This is a genomic window from Streptomyces sp. 4N509B (assembly GCF_052245655.1).
Taxonomy (GTDB): Bacteria; Actinomycetota; Actinomycetes; order Streptomycetales; family Streptomycetaceae; genus Streptomyces.
On record NZ_JBQQBZ010000008.1, the window covers coordinates 40,544 to 62,619 of the forward strand.

Consider the following 22,076-nt stretch of genomic DNA (forward strand, 5'->3'; position numbering starts at 1 on the left):
AGGCCCTGCCCGTGGAGCGGCGCTCCCGATCCGTCGGGAGTCACGGAACGCCCTGCGGCTCGTGGTGGCGCGGCAGTTCCACGGCGACGCGGAGCCCGCCGGCGGAGCGCGGTGTGAGGGTGAGCCGTCCGTCGTGTGCGTCGGTGATGGTCCTGACGATGGCCAGGCCGAGGCCGACGCCCGCGTGGTCGCCGCTGACGCGTTCGGTGCCGCGCTGGAACGGCTCGGTGAGCGTCGCGACCAGCTGGGGGGTGAGCGTCTCGCCGGTGTTCTCGACCGTGAGCACCACGGTGTTCGGCTGGACGCTGGCGCTGATCCACACGGTGCCGCGTTCGGGCAGGTTGTGGACGATCGCGTTGTGCACGAGGTTCGTCGTCAGTTGCAGCAGGAGCGGCGGCGACCCGAGCGTGGGAGCGATGTCGCCGTCCGTCTCGATGGTGACGCCCCGCCTCTCCGCGAGGGGGAGGAGGGCTTCCGTCGCTTCCTCCGCCGCGAGGGAGAGGTCGACGTGTTCGCGGGCGAAGGCCCGCTGGTGGGCGCGGCTGAGCAGGAGCAACGCCTCGGTGAGGTCGATCGCCCGCGCGTTGACGGCGTGGAGGCGGTCGACGAGTTCGCCGGTGTCGCGGTTCGGATCGCTGAGGGCCACCTCGAGGAGGGCCTGCGAGGTCGCCAGCGGGGTGCGCAGCTCGTGGGAGGCGTTGGCCGCGAACCTCCGCTGCTCCGCGACGTGTGCTTCGAGCCGCGCGAGCATGGTGTCGAAGGCGTCGGCGAGCGCGCGGAACTCGTCCTCGTGGCCGGGCAGTCGGACCCGGTGGGAGAGCGATCCGTCGGCGGCCCTGCGGGTGGCGTCGGTGATGCGGGTCAGCGGGGCGAGGATCCGGCCGGCGAGGATCCACCCTCCCGCCAGGCCGAACACCAGCAGGAGCCCCAACACCCCCGCCGCCCTCGGCGCGAAGACGCGCAGGAGTCTGGACCGGACGGGGAACACACCGCCGGTGGGGTCGTCGGACAAGGTCATGAGCGCGCGTTCGGGAACGTACCGCAGGAGGAAGAGCCACACGGCGGCGAGCAGCAGGAAACCGGCGAGCATGAGGAACCCGGCGTAGCTGAGGGTGAGCTTGAGACGAACGCTCATGCCGGGCGTCCGGTTCACGTTCGCCTCCTTCTCAACGACCGGCGCCCGCACGGAGCCGACGCTACGAGCCGGCCCCTATCGTCGGCATATCGAAAACGACATACGTGGTGGCAACATCGCGCTGCCTTGACTGGCCGCATGACCCGAACGCCACCATCGGCACGAACGACGAGCCGCCGGATGCGCCGGCTCCCCGTCGTCGGCCTGCTTCTCGTCCTGGCAGTGACCACCGGCGCCGTCGGCTGCCAGGGGTCGCAGCCCTCGTCCGGCCCGTCCGACCCCTCCGTCCCACCTGGCTCGTCCGACCCGTCCGACCCGTCCGCGGCACCCTCCGGCGGCCCCCGCGGTGAGCACCGTGGTCCGCTCGGCGAGGGCGGCCGGCTCGGCGAGGCCGACGGCGTCGTCCCCGACGGCGTGACGGTCCTCGACGCCACGACTCCGGCCGTGGCCAACCTCGATCCCGACCTGCTGGAGGCCCTGCGCCGGGCCGCGACGGACGCGGCGGACGACGGCGTCGCGTTCCACCTCACCAGCGGCTGGCGCTCGCCCGAGTACCAGGAGCAGCTTCTGCGCGAGGCGGTCTCCGAGTACGGCTCCGAGGAGGAGGTCGCCCGATGGGTGGCCACCGCGGAGACCTCTCCCCACGTGGCGGGGGAGGCGGTCGACATCGGGAACTCCGACGCGACGGCGTGGCTGTCCGCCCACGGCTCCGCGTACGGGCTGTGCCAGATCTACCGTAACGAACCCTGGCACTACGAGCTGCGCGCCGACGCGAGCGACGAGGGCTGCCCGCGCATGTACGCCGATCCCACCCACGACCCGAGGACGCAGGCGTGACCGGCGACGAGCGAGGACGGACGACGGCGCTGCTGGACACGGCGAAGACCGACCATGACGGCCGCGCCGACCATGACGGCCCGGCCGGGCGCGCCGGCCACGGCGGCGCCGGCCGCCGGGACACCGGCTCAGGCGCCCGGCACGCGCGCCTCCGCCGGGCGGCCCTCCACCGCGTCTCCAGGCCGGAGCCCTGGAGGCGCGGCCTGGTCCTCGCGGCGCTGGCGCTCCTGCTCGGCCTGCTCCTGCTGCTGCACGCGCGAATCCCGAACCAGATCGGGGGCCTGGGCAGCCTGGTGGAGACCTTCCTGCCGTGGTTCGGCCTCCTCGTCCCGGTGCTGCTGGCCGGCGCGCTGCTGCGCCGCTCCGCCTCCGCCGTGCTGGCGCTGCTGCTGCCGGTCACGGTGTGGCTGAACCTCTTCGGCGGGCTGCTCACCGACAAGTCCCAGCCGGGCGGCGACCTCACCGTCGCCAGCCACAACGTCGGCGACGACAATCCCGACCCCGCCGGCACCGCCCGCGAACTGGCCGCCTCCGGTGCGGACGTGCTGGCCCTGGTGGAGATGACCCCGCAGGCCAGGGAGGTGTACGAGGAGGAGCTGGCCACGGCCTACCCCCACCACACGGTGCGGGGCACGGTCGGGCTCTGGAGCAGACTGCCGCTGTCGGACACCGCGTCGGTCGACGTTCTCAGGTACGCGCCCCGAGGGCCGCGGCCCGGTGGGGCCCGGGACCAGGGCTCGCCGGCGGACACCGCGTCGGGCGACGTCACGACGGACTCGCCCCGGGCGCTGCGCACCACGGTGGCCACCGACCAGGGGCCGTTGGCGGTCTATGTGGCCCATCTGGGGTCCGTCCGGGTGTTCCCCAGGAACGGCTTCTGGACGGCCCAGCGCGACGACGGCGCGCAGGCGCTCGCCGAGGCCGTCGCCGCCGAACGGAACGAGCGGGTCGTGCTGCTCGGCGACCTGAACGGCACGATGGACGACCGCGCGTTCGACGGCCTCACCTCGCGGATGCGCTCGACCCAGGAGGAGGCGGGGAACGGATTCGGCTTCACCTGGCCGGCACAGTTCCCGATGGTGCGGATCGACGAGATCCTGGTCCGTGGCCTGGAGCCCAGGAACTCCTGGGTGCTGCCGGCCACCGGCAGCGACCACCGGCCGGTGGCGGCCACCGTCAGCTGGTGAACCAGGGCGGCGCGACACCGGCTCCGACGCCGTCCGAACCGTGGGACAGCGGACGTCGGCGGTGGGCCACGGGCCGGCGGAGGAATGCGGTGGCGGACCGGACGGCGTTCCGGCAGGCTCCCCCCATGGTTTCCGTTGTGCAGAACATCGCGATCGACTGCGCGAACGCCTACGAGCTGGCCCGGTTCTGGAGCGAGGTGACGGACCGCCCCCTGCATCCGGAGGACAGGCCGGGCGACGACGAGACGCAGGTGCTGCTCTCGGAGAGCGGGCCGATCCTGCACTTCAACGAGGTGCCGGAGCCGAAGACCGTCAAGAACCGCATCCACCTCTGCCTGCGCCCGTCGTCGACCCGCGAGGAGGAGGTCGAGCGACTGCTCGGCCTCGGCGCCACCCTCGTCGCCGACCGAAGGATGTCCGACGGCAGGGGGTGGGTCGTCCTCGCCGATCCCGAGGGCAACGAGTTCTGCGTCCTCCGAAGCGAGTCCGAGCGGGCCGCGACGCCGTCCTGACACGCGGGCGCCACCGGCTCCCCGGCCGGTGGCAGGACCCGCTCCCCCTCAGATGACGTGCCAGTCGTACTCGACGTCGTACACGCCGCCGAACTGCTCGACCCGCTGGACGAGCTCCGGCCCCACGGCCGGATGCCGCGCGAAGTGCTCCGGGTCGTCGACGTTGATCGTGATCGGGATCGGCGTGAACGTCTCGTCGAGCAGGCCCTCCCTGACCTCGTTGTTCAACACGTCGAAGGTGTCCTTCGCCACCGACTCGATGGCCGCCCCGAGGACGGGCCCGCCGGCCGCCGTTCCGCCCGCCTTCGCCGCCTCCCCGGCAGCTGCCTTGAGCGCGTTGGTGAACACCTCGTACAGGGTGCCCCAGGCACCCTTCAGGTCGCCGTTGTCGTGCTCGATCAGCAGGAGCGTGGTGGTGTAGGAGCGGGGCCAGCTCCCCGGCCGGCCGATGTCGAACTCCATCAGCACGTGCGGCCTGGTGCTCCAGGGGTCGCGCACCTCGTCGGCGGACACGTCCCCGATCTCGTGCCCCCGCACCACCTCGGCGCCGAACGAACCGTCCGGCTGCACCCCGAGCGTCGCCGAGTCGACGCCGAGCGCCGACACGTACACCTCGTCGCTGGCGCCCTGGAGGAAGGCGTCCGTCGACTCCCGCTCGACGAAGTACCTCAGCCGGAACTGGAGTTTCCTGTTGTGCCAGAAGGTGGTCCAGACGTGGTGGTCGTTGCCCCACACGAAGAGGTCGACCTGGTTCTCCCGCCGGGACACGGCGGCGACCGCCTGGTTCCTGTCGAAGACGGCCTGGCCGGGCACCGGGAACCACTCGGCGGCCCAGCCCTTCTCGTCACTCCAGAACGTCGTCCAGACGTGGTCGTCGTTCCCCACCAGGTAGAGGTCCATGTGCCACGGCGCGCGGGACAGCGGGGCGATGGGGCGGCCCTTGTCGAAGACGGTCTTCCCCGGCAACGGCCGCCAGTCGGCGGCCCAGCCGCTCCGCGCGTCCCAGAACGTCGTCCACACGTGGCTGTCGTTCCCCACCAGGAAGAGGTCGAGGCGGTCCTCGCGCCGGGACAGCGCGGCGACGGACTGACCCCTGTCGAAGACCGCCGCGCCGGGCAGGGGGAACCAGTCGCCGTGCCAGCCGCCGGCCTCGACGCTCCAGAACTGGCTCCAGACGTGGTTGTCGTTGCCCATCACGAAGAGGTCGAGGTGCTCGGGTGAGCGGGACACGGCGGCGACCTGCTGTCCCTTCTCGAAGACGGCCGCGCCGGCGATCGGGATCCACTCGCCGTGCCAGCCGCCGGCCTCCACGCTCCAGAACTGCGTCCAGACGCGGTTGTCGTTGCCCATCACGAAGAGGTCGAGGTGCTCGGGTGAGCGGGAGATCGCGGTGACGGGCTGCCTGTCGAAGACGGCCGTGCCGGCGATCGGAACCCAGTCGCCGTGCCAGCCGCCGGCCTCGACGCTCCAGAACTGTGTCCAGACGTGGTTGTCGTAACCCCACACGAACAGGTCCAGATGGTCTTTCGAACGGGACACCGCGGCGACCGTCTGGCTCCTGTCGAAGACGGCCGCGCCGGGGATCGGGAACCAGTCGGTGGCCCAGCCCGCCTGGGCGTTCCAGAACGTCGTCCAGACGTGGTTGTCGTTGCCCACGACGAACAGGTCCAGGTGGTCCTCGGACCGGGACACCGCGCTGACCCGCGCGCCCGCGTCGAAGACGGCCGCGCCGGGCACGGGAAACCAGTCAGCATTCCACGCACACATGAGATCGCTCCTCCGGAAGGTCCCCTCGCACGCCTCTCGCGCCTCTCCCGTCAGACTCGATCCACCGCGGCGGCAATGACGACGACAAATCCCTAAAACCACACGATCTGATGAACTCCGATCCGCCACGGGGCCTCGGCACCCCGCCGCGGCCCCGGTCTGGTCCCGTGACGTGTGTCGGTCACGGAACCAGACGACGGCCGTCTCCCCGGGGCGGCGTCAGGGCTGGTGCGTCACCGCTGGTCGGCCGGCTCGACCGTGACGCGGAGGCCGTCGCCACGCGCCTCGTCGAAGGAGAGGACCGTGCCGGTGGTCGGCTCGGTCCACGAGCTGCCCGGCTGGAACGGGGCGTCGTCGAGACCGGCGGCCGAGCCGGGCGTCGCGTCCACGATCCGGACCGGCCCGTAGCCCGACCGGACGGTGGTGTCGACCGTGTACACGAGGGCACCCGTGGTCAGGATCTCCCGGTCGTAGCCGGTGGCCTGCCGGTTCTCCACCACGACGGCCCTCGTCTCCGACAGGGGCAGCACCACCATCCCGTCGCTCGTCGGGCGTGAGGTGGTCGACTCCGCGACGGGGACGAGCGTCGCCGCCGTGCGCTCGTCGAGGTCCGCGCAGCTCACCTGGCGGTCGCCCAGCCAGCCGAGCTGCCAGCGGTGCCAGGCGAGGAACTCCGGCGCCTGACCGGAGATCAGGCCCATCAGGTCCCAGCCGCCGGCGGCCGCGTGCCAGTTGCCCGGGTCGTCCTCCGGCGCCTCGTAGAGGTAGAGGTCGGGCAGCCCGAGCGTGTGCCCGGACTCGTGGGCGAGCACCAGGCCGCCCCAACGCCACTGGTCGTAGCCGAAGGTGACCGCGTGCGTGAGGTGGTTCCCGTCGGCCGTGACGTCGAGGTAGTTGGTGGTGGGGGAGTAGGTGATGTTCTCGGCCTCCTCCGTGGCGACCACCCAGACCACGTCGGTGTCCGAGAAGTCGAACTCCGCGTCGGCGGCCTCGATCGCGTCGCCGATGTACCGGACGTGGTCCTCGTAGCTGAGGCCCCGGTCGAAGGGGTAGGACGTCGACGGCTCCGGCATCCGGACCCAGGCGTCGGAGGTCGTGACCTCGATGTCGAGGTCGCCGCCGGAGACGTTCTCCAGGTACTCGACGCCGGAGCGCAGGTTCGACTCGGCCTTCAGCAGCGAGCCCCGGGGGGCCGGGTGGTCCTCGAAGTCCACGAAGACCATGGCGGCTTCGAGCGTCCCGACGGCGGGCAGGGCCTGGTCGTCGACGGGGAAGCCCGACCCCAGGTCGTCGAGCGCGGCGGGCAGTCTGCACTCCGCCGAGCTCGCGGGGGATGGCGCCGCGTGAGCGGCGTTGTCGGTGGCGAGCGGCGCCGCCGCGACGCCCGTGACGAGCAGCGCGGCGATCGCCGTCAGGGCCCGACCCCTACCTCGTTCGTGCAAGGTTCACTCCTTCGTTCCGTGTGACGAGCCGCCACCGGCTCGCTGCCGCGCTCACGCTACGTCCTGATGTCACGTGTGATATTGCACATGGCAGTCTCGTTTGTAAACGGTCGTGACGAGAGGGGTGAGCGCGAGCGGCGACCGCTCGCCGTCCGCGCCGCTGTCAGTGGCCGCCCCTAGGCTGGCCCGCACCCGAGCAGCACAGGAGGCTGAGGTGGCCGAGACGACGGTGGCCGAGGTGATGGCCGAGCTGTCCGCGATGGAGGACCCGAGAGCCCGCGAGGTCAACGAGCGGCACGGCGACGACCACGGCGTGAACCTCAGCAGGCTGCGCGCGCTCGCCAAGCGGCTGAAGACGCAGCAGGACCTGGCGCGCCGGCTCTGGGAGACGGACGACAGCGCGGCGAGGCTGCTCGCGATCCTGGTCTGCCGCCCGAAGGCGTTCGAGCGGGACGAGTTGGACGCCATGCTGCGCGCCGCCCGCACGCCCAAGGTGCACGACTGGCTCGTCACCTACGTGGTGAAGAAGAGCCCGCACGCCGAGGCGCTGCGCCTGGCCTGGACCGCCGACCCGGACCCGGTGGTCGCGAGCGCCGGCTGGGCGCTGACCACCGAGCGCGTCGCGAAGAAGCCGGACGGCCTCGACCTGGCGGGGCTGCTCGACGTCATCGAGGCCGAGATGAAGGCCGCCCCGGACCGGTTGCAGTGGGCGATGAACCACTGCCTGGCCCAGATCGGCATCGACCACCCCGAGCACCGCCCCCGCGCGATCGCCATCGGCGAGCGCCTGGAGGTGCTCAAGGACTACCCGACGTCCCCCGGCTGCACCTCACCGTTCGCCCCCGTCTGGATCGCCGAGATGGTGCGCCGCCAGGAGGACAAGGCGGCGGGCTGAGGGGAGGGCAGCGCGTCGTGCCGGGCGCGGTCCGTTACTCGATGGCCTCGAAGATGTCCGCGTCCGTCTGACGCTGCCACTCGGGGAGGTCCTCCCAGTCCGCGACGTAACTCGCCTTCGGGGATTCGATGTGCTTGTGGATCTGCGCGATCCAGCAGATGGCCACGAACCGCCCCTTCTGCTCGCGGGTCAGCTTCGACGTATGACCACCGCTGATCGCGACGAAGTCCCTGACCTGCCGGTAAACGGCGGCAGCCGCTTGGCGCTCCCACTCGGGCGTCTCGTCCCAGGGGGTGACATAGCCCAGCTTGGGTTCGCCGGGGTAGTGCTTCCTGACACCAGCGATCCAGGCTTCACGGAAGACGCGGCCCTGTTCGTCGGCCATCGACTCCTCTTTTCTTCGACGGGTCGTCCGATCGAGTTGGCAACTGATTCTGCCCGACTCAGGCGATGCGATGCGGTGGTCCAAGAGTTAACGACGATTTCTGCACCCTGGCGGCCAGGGATTGCCGTGGATGGGCGGACCGACGACCATGACGGTCAGCTCCTGTGGCAGGACAAGCGCACGTAGCCACCGAGTCGCGTGACGTCAGCGAGTCGATATCCATCCGGGATCGCGGTCGCCTGGCCGGAGACGGGAGACCAGGAGCGTGGAGTGCTGGGAATGTACGTGATGAGTTGGTCCGCGAGAGCCGCCAGGGCGGCAGTGGCCGCGCTGCCCGGGGCTCCTTCGAGAAGAACCGATCGCGCCCCCGAACCACTGAGTGTGGTCAGGACGTCTGCCACCTCACCGGTCAGAGGACCACGAGGAACCGTGAAGACGTCCGGGCCGTGTGCGCCCGACCTTCCTTCGCGAAGGTCCCCGTTCTGCCGAATCAGCAGATCATGGGAGTCGTGCAGCCTTCGGACGTCGTGCGTCACGGCGCCGTGGTGGTCGTGGGGGATCGGTGTACCGTCCGCTCCCGCTTCGTACGCCCATGTGATGTAGGGGCGGCTCTCGCTCAGGGATTTCAGCCAGGGGCCCAGGACGAGCAGCGCCTCTTCTCTGAGGACGTCTCGCTCCACGTCGACGCCTGCTCTGTGAAGCAGAGCTGCTCCGCCTTCGCCGCGTGACGTGGGATCCATGACCGCGATGAGGACGCGGGCCACACTGGCGTCGATCAATGCCTGACGACAGGGAGGAGTTCGGCCTTGATGGTTGCAGGGTTCCAGTGTGACAACGGCGGTGCTCCCCTCCGCGAGTTTTCCCGCCGCCGCGAGCGCGTTCGCCTCCGCGTGGGCGTCTCCTTTTCGAAGGTGGTATCCCTCGCCCACGGTCCGCCCCTCACTGTCAAGAATGACGCACCCCACCGGAGGATTAGGACTGGTCGCTCCCAGGCCATGGGCAGAAATGGCTATGGCGCGCCGCATGGCGGCGACCTCCTGGGCGTTTGCCATGTCAGAACTCCGGTGTTTCCTGGATGGCGTCGAACAGTTCGGATACGGCGGGAGAATCACATGTGGTTCCCAGCTTGTTGACCGTCGCCAACACCTCGTGGAGAGTGCGTACAGATCCGGAGCCGCGCGCCGTGGTGTATGCGGAAGCTGCCCAACTCGTTGCATTGTCGTACTCCCCCGTCCCCATGTAGGCAACGGCCAGTCGGGCCTGAGCGTAAGCACGGTCGCGTTGGTAGACACCCGGTAGGTCCGACAGGGCTCTCTCAAGTACCGGGACTGCCAGGTCCGGGCGTGACAGGCTGAGCCAGCAGTTGCCGCGCCTCATCTCGATATAACTCGCGGTGCAGAAGTCGCCGTGGCCAGAACGAGCATCGCCCGTTGCGTTCGGCGGGGCGGCGAACTCGTGTGCCTGATCCAGCCTTTGGTGACACGAGGTCTCCTCGCCATCCAGCGCATAGCCGTGCGCCTCCTGTTGCATCGCCGCCGCGCGCATCGGACCCGTCAGAACGGCGCGGTTTCGCTGGGCTGCTTGGGACAGCCCGATGGTCTGGGCCGCGTTGCCGGCCGCTGTGGCCTGCTGACTCCTGCGGAACAGCGTCCATGTCACCATGGCCTGGTCGTTGGCCTCGACTGCCCACTCCATTGCCTGGCTCGCCCATCTCTCCGCCTTCTCGGTCTCAACTGAGTCCTCGTAGAGCCATGAGGCGGACTCGGCATAGCGCGCTGCCAGCCGCAGCACGTCGGTGCGTTGCGTTCCTCGGGATGCCACAAGCAAGGGCTCGATAACGGTGAGCTGCTGACGGACCGATGCGAGGGCATGCCGTGGGCCGAGCAGGTTGTCCGCTTTGACTAGCGCATGCCACATGTCGTCGAGGTGGTCGACGATCGCATCGATTCGCGAACGGTCCGTTCCGTTCAGAGAGAATGGCCGGTTGGCCGGCGTGGCTGTCGATGCCCGCTGGGGTATGGCGACGCATGCCGCCCCGGCAAGCAATTCCCGTCGACTGATGGCCACAAGCTGCCTCCGCCCTCCAATCCATGCGGTGACGAGAAACGTATCCGGCTCCTGGGTGGCGCTGTCCGGTCCTGTCTCATCGTCGGTATCGACGGGGGCGAGGGAATGCCGCTCTTCACTTGAGGGAGAAGGCTCGAACTCCCATGTCCGCTGGGGCACGCCAAGCATCTCCCCGGGGATGCCGAAGCCATCGCAGATTCGTTCGATCACCTGCTGGCCGCGCACTCCGCGAGCACCTCTGATGATGTCACCCACGCGCGAACTGGTCATCTTGCCGATAGCGGCGGCGATGTCCGCGTAGCTCGAACCCGTGCGCCGGTTCACGAGTCGGAGAATTTCGCTGTAGTCGCGTGTGGCGCACGCGTGGCGCATCGCTTGGCTGTCTAACAGCGTGTCGGGAATCGTCAGTGGATAGCCGGCTCGCTTGGCCGCGCGGTCGTCCATGGCCCCACCTGGCTGGTTCGGCAGTGATCCAGCCCAAGAGTAGCCCTACCCCACAAACGGGGTACCCCGGACGGACTTGAAAGGGGTGCCCCGTTTGCTGTGTCCGTTGCCGTCGGCGAAGGCCAGGCTCATGGGAGGCACATACGCCGCACCCCCGCGACCGATGCGCGTCGGTCCGGGGGCATGGCCATCAACTGGATAGGAGTTGACGACAGTGGTCGATTCTACGCACGACCATGCCACCAAAGGGCTGCCCCTGTCGGACCTCAGGCAGGAGGCGACGCAGGTCATGAGCCACCTTCGGGAGGCGCTCGGTGCGCGGGGCGTCACGCTGCCCTCGCTCGGGCTGGACGCGCCGCCCCTCGGTGGGGTGTCGCTGCGGCCCCTGATCCGGCTCGGGTCGATCGACCTCGACGCGGCGCGGGTGCTCGCGACCGCGCTGGTGGGGGCCAGGCCCGAGGTGTCCGCGCACCCTCGTCCGGCGGACGTGCGGCAGCTGGGCTACGCGTTGCAGATGCACGTCGACGACTGCGGCGTCTGCGCCGACGGGATGCCGTGCGTGATAAGGCAACGCCTCGACGCCGCCCACCGCCGCGCCCACGCGGCGAACGTCCCCTGCCGCAGTTGTCGCGGGCTCGGTCGCGTCTGGTGCACGGAGTGCTTCGGGTTCTTCGGCTGCACGAGGTGCACCGGAACGTGGAAGGTCCCCTGCCCCGAGTGCGAGGGCCGCCATGGCGGGCACCACGAGCCGCCCGGGAGTCACCCCACGTCTCCGGCCCGCCCGTAGCGGGCGGGCCGGAGGGCCGCTCCCCGACGGGAGAAGGCCGGCGCGGCGGCAACGCCACACCCCGCCGCGCCCTCGCCCCCGTCACGCTCGACCGGCGCACGTGGCGTGACGCGTCGACACGAGTGCCGCGTGGGCAGCCGCCCTCGTGGTGAGGGGCGGCCGGGCCCCGCCCGGTTCACGGTGACCGGGCGGGGCCCTCGCGCCATCCGGGGAACGCGTCAGGCGTTCGCGCGGCGCAGGCGTTCGGCCGCCTGCGCGCGGAGGGCGTCGCCGCACACCGGGGGGTCGCCGTGCAGGGCCTCCCAGCGGGCGTTGTGCGCGGCCGGCCACAGGCTCGCGGCCCACGCGACCTCCCGCTCCTCCGCCGTGAACCGGCGTCCCCGCACGTCCTGGTAGGTCGCGAGGAACGCGGCGGAGCTCTCGACCGGGGCCAGGGTCGGTGGGGAGTCGCTGGCGAACGTTCCGCACGCCGCGCCCGCCAGCGCCGCCTCCGGCTGCCAGGCCAGGCTGTCCCAGTCGTGCACCGCCCACACCTCGCCGTCCCGCCAGCTGAGGTTCTGCGCCTCGAAGTCGGCGTGGCCCAGCACGCACGGCAGTTCGGCGGCGAGCAGCCGCTCGCGGGCCCGCTCGGCCGTCTCGACGACGTACGCGGGCACGGCGCTCTGGTCCCGCTCGTCGAGGAACGGGATCGCCGGCCACAGCCCGGGGTCCGCGTGGTCCCACCGCGCCCAGCGCGGGGTCGGCAGCGGCGGCGCGACGGCCATGCCGGCCACGCCGGCGACGTCGGCCACCTCGGCCATCAGCCGGGCGAACACCGCCGCGTAGCGCGCGGCGACCTCCGGCGAGTCGCCGCGCAGCAGCTCGCCGCCGGGCCGGGACTCCTCGGCGTGCACGGCCAGCGCGCCGACGGTGAGCGCGGGCGTCAGCGGCCGGGCGCACGGGAACCCCCGCTCCGCCAACCGGGCCTGCACGGCGAGGCACGACGCGGCCCGGCCGTCGTCCTCCCGCGCCTTCACCACGACGTCCCGCCCGTCGCCCAGCCGCAGCCCGAACACCGCCGAGATCGACCGCCGCGCGAACAGCACCCCGACCGGCTCGGCCCCCAGGTGCTCCCCGCACCAGGCGGGCAGCCAGGCCGGCAGCCAGTCCGGCAGCTCCTCCGGCATCCGGTCCGGCGGGTCAGCCGCCGTCTCATCCACCGTCATGGGGCGACTGTGTCACGCGCCGAGCACGACGAGAACGACCGTGTGCGGCGCATGGCGGCGCATGGCGGCGTAAAAGCGCCAGCCACCGACGTTGCGTCAGATCGAAACGCATGCGTACGCTTCAGTCATCTGAACGGCACCGTTTCGCTGGGAGGCGCCATGTCCGAGGAGCGTAGTCGCGGCGAGCTGCGGGAGGAGGCCATCCTCCTGGCGGCCGTCGTTCTGCTGACGGAGGTCGGCTACGACCAGATGACCATCGAGGACGTCGCCCGACGCGCCAAGGCGAGCAAGGCGACGATCTACCGGCGCTGGACGGGAAAGGCCGACCTCGTGGCGACGGCCGTGCGGCGGTACGCGGACACGCCCGTGACCGCTCCGGCCGAGACGGCGAGCCTGCGGGACGACCTGATGGCGGTGCTGCTGGACCTGCGCGCCAGCCTCAACGGGCAGGGCAACGCGCTCATCCTCGGGCTGCTCTCCGCCATTCGCCGCGACCCCCTCCTCGCGGAGACCGTGCGGCGCCACGTCATCGAGCACAAGCGCCAGATCTTCGCGACCGTGCTGGCCCGAGCGGCCGCGCGGGGTGAGGTGCCCGTGGGCACCGACCACGCGCTCGTCGCGGAGGTCAGCTCGGCCGTGCTCTTCTCCCGCCTGCTCGTCACCGGCGAACCCCTCGACGACGCATTCCTCGGGCAACTCGTGGACGCCGTGCTGCTCCCCATGGTCCATCACCAACTCCAACGCGCATAGAAGCGCACAGAAGCGCACAGAAGGAGCCCCGTCGTGTGGCAGACGTTCGTCCTCAGCTTTCTCGCCGGCCTCATGCTCGGCAACGGGCTGCCGCACTTCGTCCGCGGCATCACCAGGAAGCCCTACCCGAGCACCCTGGGGAACGGGCCGGTCCCCAACCTCGTCGCGGGCTGGGCGTCCCTGGTCCTCGGCGGCCTCCTGCTGTGGTGGGCCGACCTCGGCCGCCACCCCGAACTGGCCTTCGCCTCCGTCGGCGTGAGCGTCCTGCTCATCGGGCTCTTCCACGCGGGACCGGGCGCCTTCCCCCGCGCCGAGGCGCCTCAGTGAGCCGACCCTCACCACCACCGCCGCCGCCTGACGCCCGGCGGGTGAGCGCCCACCCTCCCACCCGCCGGTCCCGCCACCCGACCGCGTCAGTCCAGGAGGCCGAGCAGGGCGTTGTACGCCTCCTGGACGAGGGCGTTCCCGCGTGCCGTGCCGGTGTTCGCCAACGCCACCACGGCCGTGCCGTGGTGGGGAACGAAGCCGGCGAACGCGGTGCAGCCGAAGGTGACACCCCCGTGGAAGTAGAGGCGGGAGCCGTCGGGCCGAGGGCGGACATGCCACGCCAGCGCCACGCCGTTGCCGCACCGCCGGCGGAACCGGGGCCGCACGACGTCGCGCAGGGCGGCGCGGAGCGGGCGCGGCACCTCGGCCGAGGCGGGGTCGAGGAGAGCCTCCGTGAGGGCGAGGAGGTCACGCGCGCTGGCGCGAACGGCCCCCGCCGCGGGGAGGCCGGGGAAGCGGAACGGGGGTTGGGGCCGGCGGCGCCAGTAGCCGGTGACCTGGGTGGACGGGGGAGACGGGCGGGCGGCGCAGTCGGTCTCACGCAGCCCGAGGGGCTGGAGGATCCGCGTCGTGAGCAGCGTGTCGAACGGTGTGCCGCCGGCCGCGTGGGCGAGGGCGTGGCCCAGCACACCGACACCGAAGTTGGAGTACCGCATGCGCGTGCCGGGCGTGCTCCGTGGACGGCTGCGGGCCAGCGCGCGGAACACGTCCGCGGTCGTGAAGTCCGCGTAGGGCTCGACCATCAGGCGCGGCACGGGATGACGCAGCAGGAGGGGCAGGAGGCGAGGCAACCCGGGCGGGGTGTGGGGCAGCCCCGAGGTGTGGGTGGCGAGGTGGGCCAGCGTGATGGCGGTGCACCGGGCCGGCAGCACGGCCGCTGCCGGGAGGCGGCGGGCGAGGGGATCGTGGTGGTCGAGTACGCCGCGGGCCGCCTGTTCGGCCAGGAGCAGGGCTGTGAACGTCTTGGTGATCGACCCGATCTCGAACCGGGTGGAGCTGTCGGCGAGCACACCGCCGTGGTGCGCGGTGCGCCCGCGTACCACCAGCGCGCGGCGGCCCCTGCGATGGAGTCCGACCGCGACGGTGCTGGCGCCCGGCGCCGAGGACAGCAGGGACCGGGTCGCCTCCCGCACCGTGGCGGGGTCGAGCCGGTGGCTCGCGTCCTCCGGCGGCCCGTCGACGGGGGCGTCGTCGGCGGGCGGGGTCATGCCTGGCTCGCGAACGAGCCGGGGTCGCCCAGCACGCGGGCGAGAGCGACGGTCGCGGCGATGGCGGCCACGATGGTGGTGTGCTGGTGGTCGCGGAAGCGGGTGGCGGGGTCGTCCTCGACGGGCTGACCGTCGCGGGGCGTGAGACCGTCCGGGTGCTGGAGGTCCGCGAGGCGCCGCCAGTCGTCGACCTCGGCGCGTGGTGCGGGCAGGCAGCAGTCGGCGACGAGGAGTTCGCCCACCAGGTCCCACTGGCGCGCTTCCGTCCAGACGTCCAGCCACACCGGCAGCCAGCGGGTGAGGTACGCGACGATGTCGTCGGGAAGGCCGCTCGGCCGTCGACCCCAGTCGGTGAGGTGGAAGACGGTGTGGGTGACGGCGTACCCCGTCGTCCAGTCGATGTGCCAGGGCTGGGGGGTGCCGCCGAGCCAGGTGGCGCGGGTCAGCGTCTCCCAGGCGAGGGCCGCCGCGCCGCGGTCGTGTCCGGTGACGCGCAGGGCGTTGGCGACGGCGAGGCGCCGGTTGGGGACGTGCTCGACGATCTGTGCGGTGCCCGCCGCGGCGAGGTGGGGGATCAGCCGTTCCAACCCGGGGTGACGGAGCCCGGAGCGGGCGAACGGCACGTAGAACTCGACGGCGTCGGTGGTCAGGGGATGGCGCAGCAGCCGCTCGTACAACAGCGCTCCCTCTCCCACCTGGGCCCAGCAGAACTCCAGGAGCTCGCGGGCCAGGGACCGGTCGCGACTGCCGGCCGCGCCGTCGCGCAGGACCAGACACGCGGTCAGTGCCGTTTCTCCGAGCGCCTTGTAGGCGTCCAGGTTCTCGCTGAGGTCCTCACCGGTCAGCGCCCCGAACCGGCGGTGGGTGTGGAGCCAGCCGAGGGCACGGGACCTGACCTCGTGGGCGATCCGGGCCAGGTCCGTGGTCATGAGGGCTCCAGGCCGAGCAGTCGGACGGCGACGGCCGCGTCCAGCAGGCAGCGGTCACCGCCGCCGCGCAGCGCGATGTGCCGCGTCAACAGGGCCGCGTCCAACGGAAGCGCGGCGCCGTCCGCGGACAGCCAGGCCAGCCATCGGGTGACGCGTGCCGCGGTGGCGAAGTCGCCCCGCAGGAGCGCGCGGGTGGCGCCACGCGCCAGGGCGAGGGCGCCGTGCCGTGCGGCGTGGTGTACGGGACCGTCCAGGCCGGGCAGGGCCAGCGATGCCAGCTGCCCCATCCGGGAGGACCAGGGCACCCACCCCTCGGCGCGGTCCGGGCGGCCCACCGCTTCGGCGGCCGAACGGCGGCGGGGCGCGTCGTCCCCGCAACGCGGCGGTCCGGGCGGCGCCGGCGCGGGGACGACGGGGGCGGCCGGGGCGAGACGGGCCAGCACCGTGGCGAGGCCCCAGTCGATCCAGGCCCTGACCCACGGCGGTTCGGGCCCGAGCGGGGGTGCGGCGGGCGGCTTCGGTGTCGGAGACAGCGCGGCGAGGCTCAACCGGATGGCGGCCGACTCCTCCGACGGGAGGGCTTGGCCCGTGAGCAGATACGGCGCGAGCAGGTCGGCTCCGAGGAGGCGGACAGCGGTCACCACGACCGCCGGTCCGCAGGCCGCCGTCCCGGCCGTGCCGTGGCTCGGGGGTGGTGCGTCCCGTGAAGCCGCCTCCAGCTGTCGGGAGACCACGGCGGTGCTCCCGGTGTTCCGCAGGACACCGAGAGCACCGCGGGCCAGAAGCTCGGCCGACGCGCTGTGAAGAGCGCGTGACTGCTCGGTGATCACCGGCGATGAGACTTCTTCGGCTCGTTCGGCTCCTTCGGGGAGAGGATGAGGAGCCAGGCGGCGGGCGGGGTGTGCAGCGGAGCGCCGCTCACCGGCGCCTCGGCGCGGACCATCAGGTCCTCCAGCAACTCCACGTCGACGGCCAGGTCTTCCTGACGCAGCATGTCAACCAACATGATCGCTCCAGATGAGGGGAAGCGGTTAGTGGCGAGATGCCCTTGTCCTATCAGCGAAAGCCCATATAGATGATGTTTCACCCAGATGAGTGAGTCCATCGGTCCGGTGTCGGTTTGGTGTGTTTCGGGTTTCGGAGGGCTCGAACGGGAGCGGCCACGCGGCGACGGTGGCCGTTAGGCGGCGGCCGGCGCGGACGGCGTTGCCCTGGGCATCGGGCCCCGACGGGTCGAGGTCGGGTCGGGACCAGGCCAGGGCAGGCCAGGGCAGGCTCAGCTCAGCTCAGCAGGCGCAGGGCCGTGTCCGCGACGCCGAGGCGGACGGTCTGGCCCCAGGTGAGGTCGAGCGCGTCCGACTCGATGCCGTCGCCGAAGGCGACCAGGCGGTCGGTCTCGACCGTGAGGTGGAGCCGCTGGCCGGAGGCGAGTTCGCCCGTCGTGCGGGAGGTGCCGGTGGTGGGGGAGGGCCACGCCTCGCGGACGCACCAGACCAGGCGGGGGTCGCTGGGGCGCGGCAGCGTCAGGCCCTCGCCGGGCTGCCGTTGCGCCCAGAGCGACAGCAGCCAGCCCGTCGCCCCCGTGCCGGTGCCGACGACGACGCCGGAGGACGCCTGGGCCTCGCCGGCCTCCCGCGTGCCGGGCGGGGCGAGGCGGTACCGGGCGGTCTGGTGGGTGGGGGAGCCGACGTAGATCTCGTTGAGGGCGAGGAGCCGCTCGGCGTCGTCGGCGACCGCCTCGACCATGGTCAGCTCCTCGACGCCGCGCGCGGCGGGAGCGGCCGGCAGCAGCCGTGCGGCGTCGGTGGGCCGGTGGCGGACGAGGACGCCCCGGTTGCGGCCGGGCTCGGCGTCGATGCCGACGACCGGCTGGCCGGCGAGGTACTTGGCGACGTTGGCGACGAGCCCGTCCTGCCCGACGACGACCACCACGTCCTCGGGCCCGAACAGGAAGCGGTCCAGGTCGGCCCGCTCCACGCGGCTCTGGCGCCAGGTGGCCGGCACCGCCGAGGCGACCGCCGCCAGGGCGCGGCGCGTGCGGTGGTGGCGCTCGGCGACCTCCTCGATGGCGCGGCCCCGCGAGGAGAGGAAGAACGCGGCCTGGCCGTGGGTGCCGTGCCGCGCCAGCAGCTCCTCGTACTCGGTGGTGCGGTGGACCAGGACCGCGCGCGGCGCGAGGCTCACGCCTCACCGCCCGAACGACCCGCCTGTCCTGCCTGTCCCGCCTGTCCTGCCTGTCCCGCCTGTCCCGCCGGCCCTGCCTGCCCCGCCGGCCCGTTGAGCCTGGCGAGGAGGCCGGTGAGGACGTCGGGGGTGAGGGTGACGCTGTCGATGCGCGGCAGGTTCTCCGCGAGGCGGGTGGCGGTCAGCGCGTGGAGGATCGCCGGGTCCGCCGTCGCGTGCACGCGCAGCCACGCGGCCTGGGCCTCGGCCTTCGCCTCGCCCACCGCGCGGGCCGCGTCCGCCTCGGCTTGGGCGAGCTGCACGGTGCGGGCGGCCTGCGCCTTCGAGCGCACCGCGTCGGCCGCCGCCTTCTCCTCGGCCTCGCGGCGGGCGTTGGTGCCGCGCTGCTCGACGAGCCGCTCCTCCTGCCGCGCCAGCTCGATCCTGCTGGCCAGCTCGTTCTCGGCGATGGCGCGCTCGCGTTCGACGGCCACGGCCCGGCGTTCGTAGGTGGCACGGTCGGCCTCCTGCTGGATCTGCTCGCGGGCGGGGGTGCGCAGCGCCCGCTCGACCTCGGGCTCGGGGCGGATCGCGACGACGCGGACCGCCACCACCTCGATGCCGGTGGCCGGGAGCCGGGGCTCGGCGGCCAGGCCCTCGGTCACGCGCTCGCGCACGGCGGCGACGCCGTCGACCAGGGCGGAGGACAGGGCGGTGCGGGCCAGCACGTCGAGGGCGTGCTGCTGGGCGGACTCGGTCAACAGCGTGGACAGCTGCTCCAGCGGCGCGCCGCGCCATGCGCCGGTGTCCGGATCGATGGAGAAGTCGAGGCGGGCGGCGGCGGTGGCGGGGTCGCTGACGCGGTACGTCACGGTGGCCTGCACGGAGACGTCCTGGAAGTCGGCCGTGCGGGCGTGGAAGGCCATCGCCAACTCCTGGTCGGCGACGGGCACCTCGGAGAGCGAGGCGGACAGCGCGCGGAACCAGAACGTGAGCCCCGGGCCGTCGTGGACGAGCCTGCCGGCCCGGTGGTGGCGTATGTGGGCGGTGGGTGCGGAGCGCAGGTGGCGCCAGCCGAGGCGCCGGGTGATGTCGGCCATGGTGGGCCCCCCTTTTTCGTCAAACTGACGATATCACGCGGGTCTGACAGTGGCCACGGGTGTCCGCGCGGCGAGCGGGATGGTGGAATCTGCCGGTCCGTGAGGTGATCTGTTTCCTCATGGGGGCGAGTGGAACGATTCAGTCATGGACATGCCCATGGGCCGCCGCGCCTTCACCCGTCTCGCCGCCGCCACCCCGCTCGCCGCCGTCGCCGCGACGACCACCGCCGTCGCCGCCACCGGCCTGGCCCCGGCCGCACCGCCCGCCCGCGCCCCACGGGGCCGCGTCGTCGCCGCCATGCGCCGCGCCGCCGTCTTCATGGACGAGCGCGTCTCCCACCAGGGCGCCTACGTCTGGAACTACCTCCCCGACCTCTCCCGCACCTGGGGCGAGATGGAGGCCCGCCGCACCATGTGCTGGGTCCAGCCGCCCGGCACCCCGGTCGTCGGGCACTGCATGCTCGACGCGTACCACGCCACCGGCGAGGAACGCTTCTACCGCGCCGCCGAACGGACCGCGCTGACCCTCGCGCGGGTCCAGCTGCCCTCCGGCGGCTGGAACTACGTCCACGACCTCGCGGGCGAGGCGTCCCTCGGGGAGTGGTACGAGACCGTCGGTGCCAACGGCTGGCGCCTCGAGGAGTTCCAGCACCTCTACCCCAACGGCACCTTCGACGACGCCGGCACCGCCTCCGCCGCCCAGCTCCTCCTCCGCCTCTACCTGGAGCGCCGTGACCGGCGGATCGGCGCCGCGCTGGAGAGCGCCATCGACTTCGTCGTGTCCGCCCAGTACCGGGGCGGCGCGGCCGACGGCGGCTGGCCGCAGCGCTTCCCCCACCACGACGGCGCCGTCGACGCGATGCCCTGGCCCTCGGCCGAGTACCTGCCGCCCTGGCTGCCGGCCGACGTCCAGCACGGCATGGAGGACGGCGACTACACCCGCCACGTCACGTTCAACGACAACGTCATGGGCGAGAACATCCGCTTCCTGCTGATGTGCGTCGTCGCCCTCGGCCGGCGCGAGCTGATCGGCCCCGTCGAACGCGCCATGGCCATGCTCCACCGCCTCCAGCAGCCGGGCCCCCAGGCCGGCTGGGGCCTCCAGCACCTCGCCCAGGCACGCGGCGGACGGTCCGCCGGTGCCCCGGCCGGCGCCCGCTCCTACGAGCCGCGCGCCCTCGCGCCCGAGGCCACGCAGAACAACGTCCGCCAGCTCTTCGACTACTTCCGCATGACGGGCGACCACTCCCACCTCGACCGCGTGCCCGAGGCCATCGCCTGGCTGGAGAGCTGCCCGCTCACCGAGCAGCAGATCGCCGAGAACCCGCTGTTCGCGAACAGGACCCACCCCACCTACGTGGAGATCGGCAGCAACCGCGCCCGCTTCGTCCACCGCTTCGGCTCCAACATCCGCAACGGCGCCTACTACGTCGACCACGACCACACCCACACCCTCAGCCACTCCCACGGCGCCAAGCGGCTCAACGTGGAGGGCCTCAAGACGACCTACGAGGAGCTGATGTCCCTGACGCCGGCCGAGGTCGCCGACCTGAGGGCCAGGTCACCGCTGACGGAGGGCGGGCCGATCGAGCTGCCCCGCTACTTCGCGGTCCGGGACATCGAGCTGACCGACCTGTTCCGGGAGGCCGCCTTCGAGCTGCCCGAGGTCGGCGAGGAGCAGGCCGCCGAGATCGTCGCCGGGCTCGGCGACCGCGACCACTGGCTGGCCCCGATCGGCGCCACCACCAACCCCTACCGCGACCCGGGGAGCGGGCCGGCGACGCCGTACCACGGCAGGTCCTTCATGAGCACCCACGTCGGCGACGCCGACGACACCTCGCCCTACGACCCGGGGAACCCGCCCGCCGAGCCGCCCTACAGCCCGCGCGAGCCCGAGCAGGGCATCACCACCGACAGCTTCACGTCCCACATGGCGAGCCTCGTCGCCTACCTGGACAGCCTTTAAAGGCTGTCCCGCAATCCCCGGCGGGCTCGCGACGCCCTGCGACTCCGCTTGCCGCGTTGTCGTCGGTCGCCAGCCCGCAAGGCTGACTCCCTCCTCCGCCTTGCAATCGAAGCCACAGGACGCCGCTCCCTGATCCACCAGGGATTGCGGGACAGCCTTTAGGACGCGTCGTCCGCTCCCGCCGCCAGCCGCCGGACCTTCTCGGCCGCGCGGTCGGCCACGTCCGCCGGGTCGACCGCCACCGAGACGGTCACGCCGGCCTCGTCGTTCGCCAGCGGCTGCAACGCCGCGAACTGGGAGTCCAGCAGCGCGGGCGGCATGAAGTGGTCGGCGCGCTCCGCCATCCGGGCCGCGATCAGCTCGCGGTCCCCGCTGAGGTGGACGAAGACCAGGCCCGGCTCGGCCGCCCGCAGCCGGTCCCGGTACGCGCGCTTCAACGCCGAACAGCTGACCACGCCGCCCGCGCCCCGCTCGGCGCGCTCCCGCGCCCAGGCGCCGATGGCGTCCAGCCACGGGCCGCGGTCCTCGTCGGTCAGCGGCGTGCCGGCGGTCATCTTGGCTATGTTGGCCGGGGAGTGGAAGGAGTCGGCCTCGGCGTACGCCACGCCCAGCCGCTCGGCGAGCAGCGCGCCGACCGTGGTCTTGCCGCTGCCTGACACGCCCATCACCACCACGACGGGAAGCTCAACGGGCACGGTGCGTCTCCTTCGTCTCCTGCGGGCTGGCGCGCCCCGCCCTGTGCCGGGAGCCACCGCTCGTTCACGCCCCTACGTAAGCCGATACGTACGACGTAATCAAGGCTCCCGTGACTCGCCGTGGCCCGGTTCAACCCACGGTGTCGGCGTACGCTCCTGGCCGCCGCGCACTCCGCCCCTCGCTTCAAGCCCGCTTAAGCGTCTCCTGGTTCTCGCAGCCGTCATCGTCTACCGTGACCCGCACATTAGACTGATTGTCAACGGGGATTGCCATG

Annotated in this window: 22 protein-coding genes; 8 read left to right on the plus strand and 14 right to left on the minus strand. The window is 72.2% G+C overall.

Features of this window, described 5'->3' with window-relative positions:
- Positions 1-40: 40 nt before the first annotated feature.
- Positions 41-1,135, minus strand: coding sequence for a sensor histidine kinase (locus ACTWP5_RS10780; RefSeq protein WP_443220754.1), 1,095 nt, complete (start codon positions 1,133-1,135; stop codon positions 41-43).
- 180 nt (positions 1,136-1,315) lie between these two features.
- Between ACTWP5_RS10780 and ACTWP5_RS10785 the strand changes: the two genes are divergently transcribed.
- The 3 genes from ACTWP5_RS10785 (at position 1,316) to ACTWP5_RS10795 (ending at position 3,671) form a co-directional block, all read left to right on the plus strand.
- A complete protein-coding gene (locus ACTWP5_RS10785) occupies positions 1,316-1,972 on the plus strand; it encodes a M15 family metallopeptidase (RefSeq protein ID WP_443220612.1) in 657 nt (218 codons plus the stop codon).
- Between the two features lie 203 nt (positions 1,973-2,175).
- Positions 2,176-3,159 (plus strand): endonuclease/exonuclease/phosphatase family protein, encoded by a 984-nt coding sequence (locus tag ACTWP5_RS10790; protein ID WP_443220755.1) that lies wholly within the window; start codon positions 2,176-2,178, stop codon positions 3,157-3,159.
- A gap of 125 nt (positions 3,160-3,284) precedes the next feature.
- Entirely contained in the window at positions 3,285-3,671 is a 387-nt protein-coding gene (locus ACTWP5_RS10795) for a VOC family protein (protein WP_443220613.1), read from the plus strand.
- A gap of 48 nt (positions 3,672-3,719) precedes the next feature.
- On the opposite strand, the gene ACTWP5_RS10800 is transcribed toward ACTWP5_RS10795, so the two are convergent.
- Together ACTWP5_RS10800 and ACTWP5_RS10805 are read right to left on the minus strand one after the other, a co-directional pair.
- Positions 3,720-5,438, minus strand: coding sequence for a hypothetical protein (locus ACTWP5_RS10800; RefSeq protein WP_443220614.1), 1,719 nt, complete (start codon positions 5,436-5,438; stop codon positions 3,720-3,722).
- Positions 5,439-5,671: 233 nt separating this feature from the next.
- Positions 5,672-6,880: a M6 family metalloprotease domain-containing protein gene (locus ACTWP5_RS10805; protein ID WP_443220615.1), complete on the minus strand. Its 1,209-nt coding sequence runs from the start codon at positions 6,878-6,880 to the stop codon at positions 5,672-5,674.
- Positions 6,881-7,121: 241 nt separating this feature from the next.
- On the opposite strand from ACTWP5_RS10805, the gene ACTWP5_RS10810 reads away from it, so the two are divergent.
- Positions 7,122-7,775 carry a DNA alkylation repair protein gene (locus ACTWP5_RS10810; protein ID WP_443220756.1) on the plus strand — a complete coding sequence of 218 codons (654 nt, stop codon included), beginning with the start codon at positions 7,122-7,124 and terminating at the stop codon, positions 7,773-7,775.
- Positions 7,776-7,809: 34 nt separating this feature from the next.
- Here the strand turns inward: ACTWP5_RS10810 and ACTWP5_RS10815 are convergent, their stop codons facing one another.
- The 3 genes from ACTWP5_RS10815 to ACTWP5_RS10825 all read right to left on the minus strand — a co-directional run bounded on the left by ACTWP5_RS10815 (position 7,810) and on the right by ACTWP5_RS10825 (position 10,671).
- Positions 7,810-8,160, minus strand: coding sequence for a hypothetical protein (locus ACTWP5_RS10815; RefSeq protein ID WP_443220616.1), 351 nt, complete (start codon positions 8,158-8,160; stop codon positions 7,810-7,812).
- A gap of 155 nt (positions 8,161-8,315) precedes the next feature.
- Positions 8,316-9,212: a bifunctional diaminohydroxyphosphoribosylaminopyrimidine deaminase/5-amino-6-(5-phosphoribosylamino)uracil reductase RibD gene (gene ribD, locus ACTWP5_RS10820; protein ID WP_443220617.1), complete on the minus strand. Its 897-nt coding sequence runs from the start codon at positions 9,210-9,212 to the stop codon at positions 8,316-8,318.
- A gap of 1 nt (position 9,213) precedes the next feature.
- The gene (locus ACTWP5_RS10825; protein WP_443220618.1) at positions 9,214-10,671 is read right to left on the minus strand and encodes a hypothetical protein; all 1,458 of its coding nucleotides are present in this window, start codon (positions 10,669-10,671) and stop codon (positions 9,214-9,216) included.
- Positions 10,672-10,960: 289 nt separating this feature from the next.
- On the opposite strand from ACTWP5_RS10825, the gene ACTWP5_RS10830 reads away from it, so the two are divergent.
- Complete coding sequence (locus ACTWP5_RS10830; RefSeq protein ID WP_443220619.1) at positions 10,961-11,458, plus strand: hypothetical protein; 498 nt, start codon at positions 10,961-10,963, stop codon at positions 11,456-11,458.
- A gap of 218 nt (positions 11,459-11,676) precedes the next feature.
- On the opposite strand, the gene ACTWP5_RS10835 is transcribed toward ACTWP5_RS10830, so the two are convergent.
- Positions 11,677-12,663, minus strand: coding sequence for a hypothetical protein (locus ACTWP5_RS10835; protein WP_443220620.1), 987 nt, complete (start codon positions 12,661-12,663; stop codon positions 11,677-11,679).
- 159 nt (positions 12,664-12,822) lie between these two features.
- On the opposite strand from ACTWP5_RS10835, the gene ACTWP5_RS10840 reads away from it, so the two are divergent.
- Entirely contained in the window at positions 12,823-13,413 is a 591-nt protein-coding gene (locus ACTWP5_RS10840; RefSeq protein ID WP_443220621.1) for a TetR/AcrR family transcriptional regulator, read from the plus strand.
- 33 nt (positions 13,414-13,446) lie between these two features.
- The gene (locus ACTWP5_RS10845) at positions 13,447-13,740 is read left to right on the plus strand and encodes a hypothetical protein (RefSeq protein WP_443220622.1); all 294 of its coding nucleotides are present in this window, start codon (positions 13,447-13,449) and stop codon (positions 13,738-13,740) included.
- 86 nt (positions 13,741-13,826) lie between these two features.
- Here ACTWP5_RS10845 and ACTWP5_RS10850 read toward each other — a convergent pair whose 3' ends face one another.
- The 6 genes from ACTWP5_RS10850 to ACTWP5_RS10875 all read right to left on the minus strand — a co-directional run bounded on the left by ACTWP5_RS10850 (position 13,827) and on the right by ACTWP5_RS10875 (position 19,140).
- Positions 13,827-14,948 (minus strand): serine hydrolase domain-containing protein, encoded by a 1,122-nt coding sequence (locus ACTWP5_RS10850; RefSeq protein ID WP_443220623.1) that lies wholly within the window; start codon positions 14,946-14,948, stop codon positions 13,827-13,829.
- Entirely contained in the window at positions 14,945-15,877 is a 933-nt protein-coding gene (locus tag ACTWP5_RS10855) for a DUF6895 family protein (protein WP_443220624.1), read from the minus strand. Before ACTWP5_RS10855 ends, ACTWP5_RS10850 begins: the two co-directional genes overlap by 4 nt.
- Positions 15,874-16,611 (minus strand): hypothetical protein, encoded by a 738-nt coding sequence (locus ACTWP5_RS10860; protein WP_443220625.1) that lies wholly within the window; start codon positions 16,609-16,611, stop codon positions 15,874-15,876. The genes ACTWP5_RS10855 and ACTWP5_RS10860 overlap by 4 nt, the downstream gene beginning before the upstream one ends.
- Positions 16,612-16,703: 92 nt before the next feature.
- A complete protein-coding gene (locus tag ACTWP5_RS10865) occupies positions 16,704-16,871 on the minus strand; it encodes a hypothetical protein (RefSeq protein WP_443220626.1) in 168 nt (55 codons plus the stop codon).
- Between the two features lie 287 nt (positions 16,872-17,158).
- Positions 17,159-18,061 carry a hypothetical protein gene (locus ACTWP5_RS10870; RefSeq protein ID WP_443220627.1) on the minus strand — a complete coding sequence of 301 codons (903 nt, stop codon included), beginning with the start codon at positions 18,059-18,061 and terminating at the stop codon, positions 17,159-17,161.
- A complete protein-coding gene (locus ACTWP5_RS10875; protein ID WP_443220628.1) occupies positions 18,058-19,140 on the minus strand; it encodes an SPFH domain-containing protein in 1,083 nt (360 codons plus the stop codon). Before ACTWP5_RS10875 ends, ACTWP5_RS10870 begins: the two co-directional genes overlap by 4 nt.
- A 145-nt stretch (positions 19,141-19,285) precedes the next feature.
- Between ACTWP5_RS10875 and ACTWP5_RS10880 the strand changes: the two genes are divergently transcribed.
- Complete coding sequence (locus ACTWP5_RS10880) at positions 19,286-21,106, plus strand: pectate lyase (protein ID WP_443220629.1); 1,821 nt, start codon at positions 19,286-19,288, stop codon at positions 21,104-21,106.
- Between the two features lie 158 nt (positions 21,107-21,264).
- Here the strand turns inward: ACTWP5_RS10880 and ACTWP5_RS10885 are convergent, their stop codons facing one another.
- Positions 21,265-21,771: a gluconokinase gene (locus ACTWP5_RS10885; RefSeq protein WP_443220757.1), complete on the minus strand. Its 507-nt coding sequence runs from the start codon at positions 21,769-21,771 to the stop codon at positions 21,265-21,267.
- Between the last annotated feature and the right edge of the window lie 305 nt (positions 21,772-22,076).

Excerpts from the sequence above, each read along its gene's own strand:
- ACTWP5_RS10885 (WP_443220757.1), bottom strand. The coding sequence starts at position 21,771 with ATGGGCGTGTCAGGCAGCGGCAAGACCACGGTCGGCGCGCTGCTCGCC.
- ribD (WP_443220617.1), bottom strand. The coding sequence starts at position 9,212 with ATGGCAAACGCCCAGGAGGTCGCCGCCATGCGGCGCGCCATAGCCATT.
- ACTWP5_RS10825 (WP_443220618.1), bottom strand. The coding sequence starts at position 10,671 with ATGGACGACCGCGCGGCCAAGCGAGCCGGCTATCCACTGACGATTCCC.
- ACTWP5_RS10830 (WP_443220619.1), top strand. The coding sequence starts at position 10,961 with ATGAGCCACCTTCGGGAGGCGCTCGGTGCGCGGGGCGTCACGCTGCCC.
- ACTWP5_RS10850 (WP_443220623.1), bottom strand. The coding sequence starts at position 14,948 with ATGACCCCGCCCGCCGACGACGCCCCCGTCGACGGGCCGCCGGAGGAC.
- ACTWP5_RS10815 (WP_443220616.1), bottom strand. The coding sequence starts at position 8,160 with ATGGCCGACGAACAGGGCCGCGTCTTCCGTGAAGCCTGGATCGCTGGT.
- ACTWP5_RS10810 (WP_443220756.1), top strand. The coding sequence starts at position 7,122 with ATGGCCGAGCTGTCCGCGATGGAGGACCCGAGAGCCCGCGAGGTCAAC.
- ACTWP5_RS10880 (WP_443220629.1), top strand. The coding sequence starts at position 19,286 with ATGGACATGCCCATGGGCCGCCGCGCCTTCACCCGTCTCGCCGCCGCC.
- ACTWP5_RS10855 (WP_443220624.1), bottom strand. The coding sequence starts at position 15,877 with ATGACCACGGACCTGGCCCGGATCGCCCACGAGGTCAGGTCCCGTGCC.
- ACTWP5_RS10865 (WP_443220626.1), bottom strand. The coding sequence starts at position 16,871 with ATGCTGCGTCAGGAAGACCTGGCCGTCGACGTGGAGTTGCTGGAGGAC.
- ACTWP5_RS10800 (WP_443220614.1), bottom strand. The coding sequence starts at position 5,438 with ATGTGTGCGTGGAATGCTGACTGGTTTCCCGTGCCCGGCGCGGCCGTC.
- ACTWP5_RS10785 (WP_443220612.1), top strand. The coding sequence starts at position 1,316 with ATGCGCCGGCTCCCCGTCGTCGGCCTGCTTCTCGTCCTGGCAGTGACC.
- ACTWP5_RS10795 (WP_443220613.1), top strand. The coding sequence starts at position 3,285 with ATGGTTTCCGTTGTGCAGAACATCGCGATCGACTGCGCGAACGCCTAC.
- ACTWP5_RS10875 (WP_443220628.1), bottom strand. The coding sequence starts at position 19,140 with ATGGCCGACATCACCCGGCGCCTCGGCTGGCGCCACCTGCGCTCCGCA.
- ACTWP5_RS10780 (WP_443220754.1), bottom strand. The coding sequence starts at position 1,135 with ATGAGCGTTCGTCTCAAGCTCACCCTCAGCTACGCCGGGTTCCTCATG.
- ACTWP5_RS10835 (WP_443220620.1), bottom strand. The coding sequence starts at position 12,663 with ATGACGGTGGATGAGACGGCGGCTGACCCGCCGGACCGGATGCCGGAG.
- ACTWP5_RS10840 (WP_443220621.1), top strand. The coding sequence starts at position 12,823 with ATGTCCGAGGAGCGTAGTCGCGGCGAGCTGCGGGAGGAGGCCATCCTC.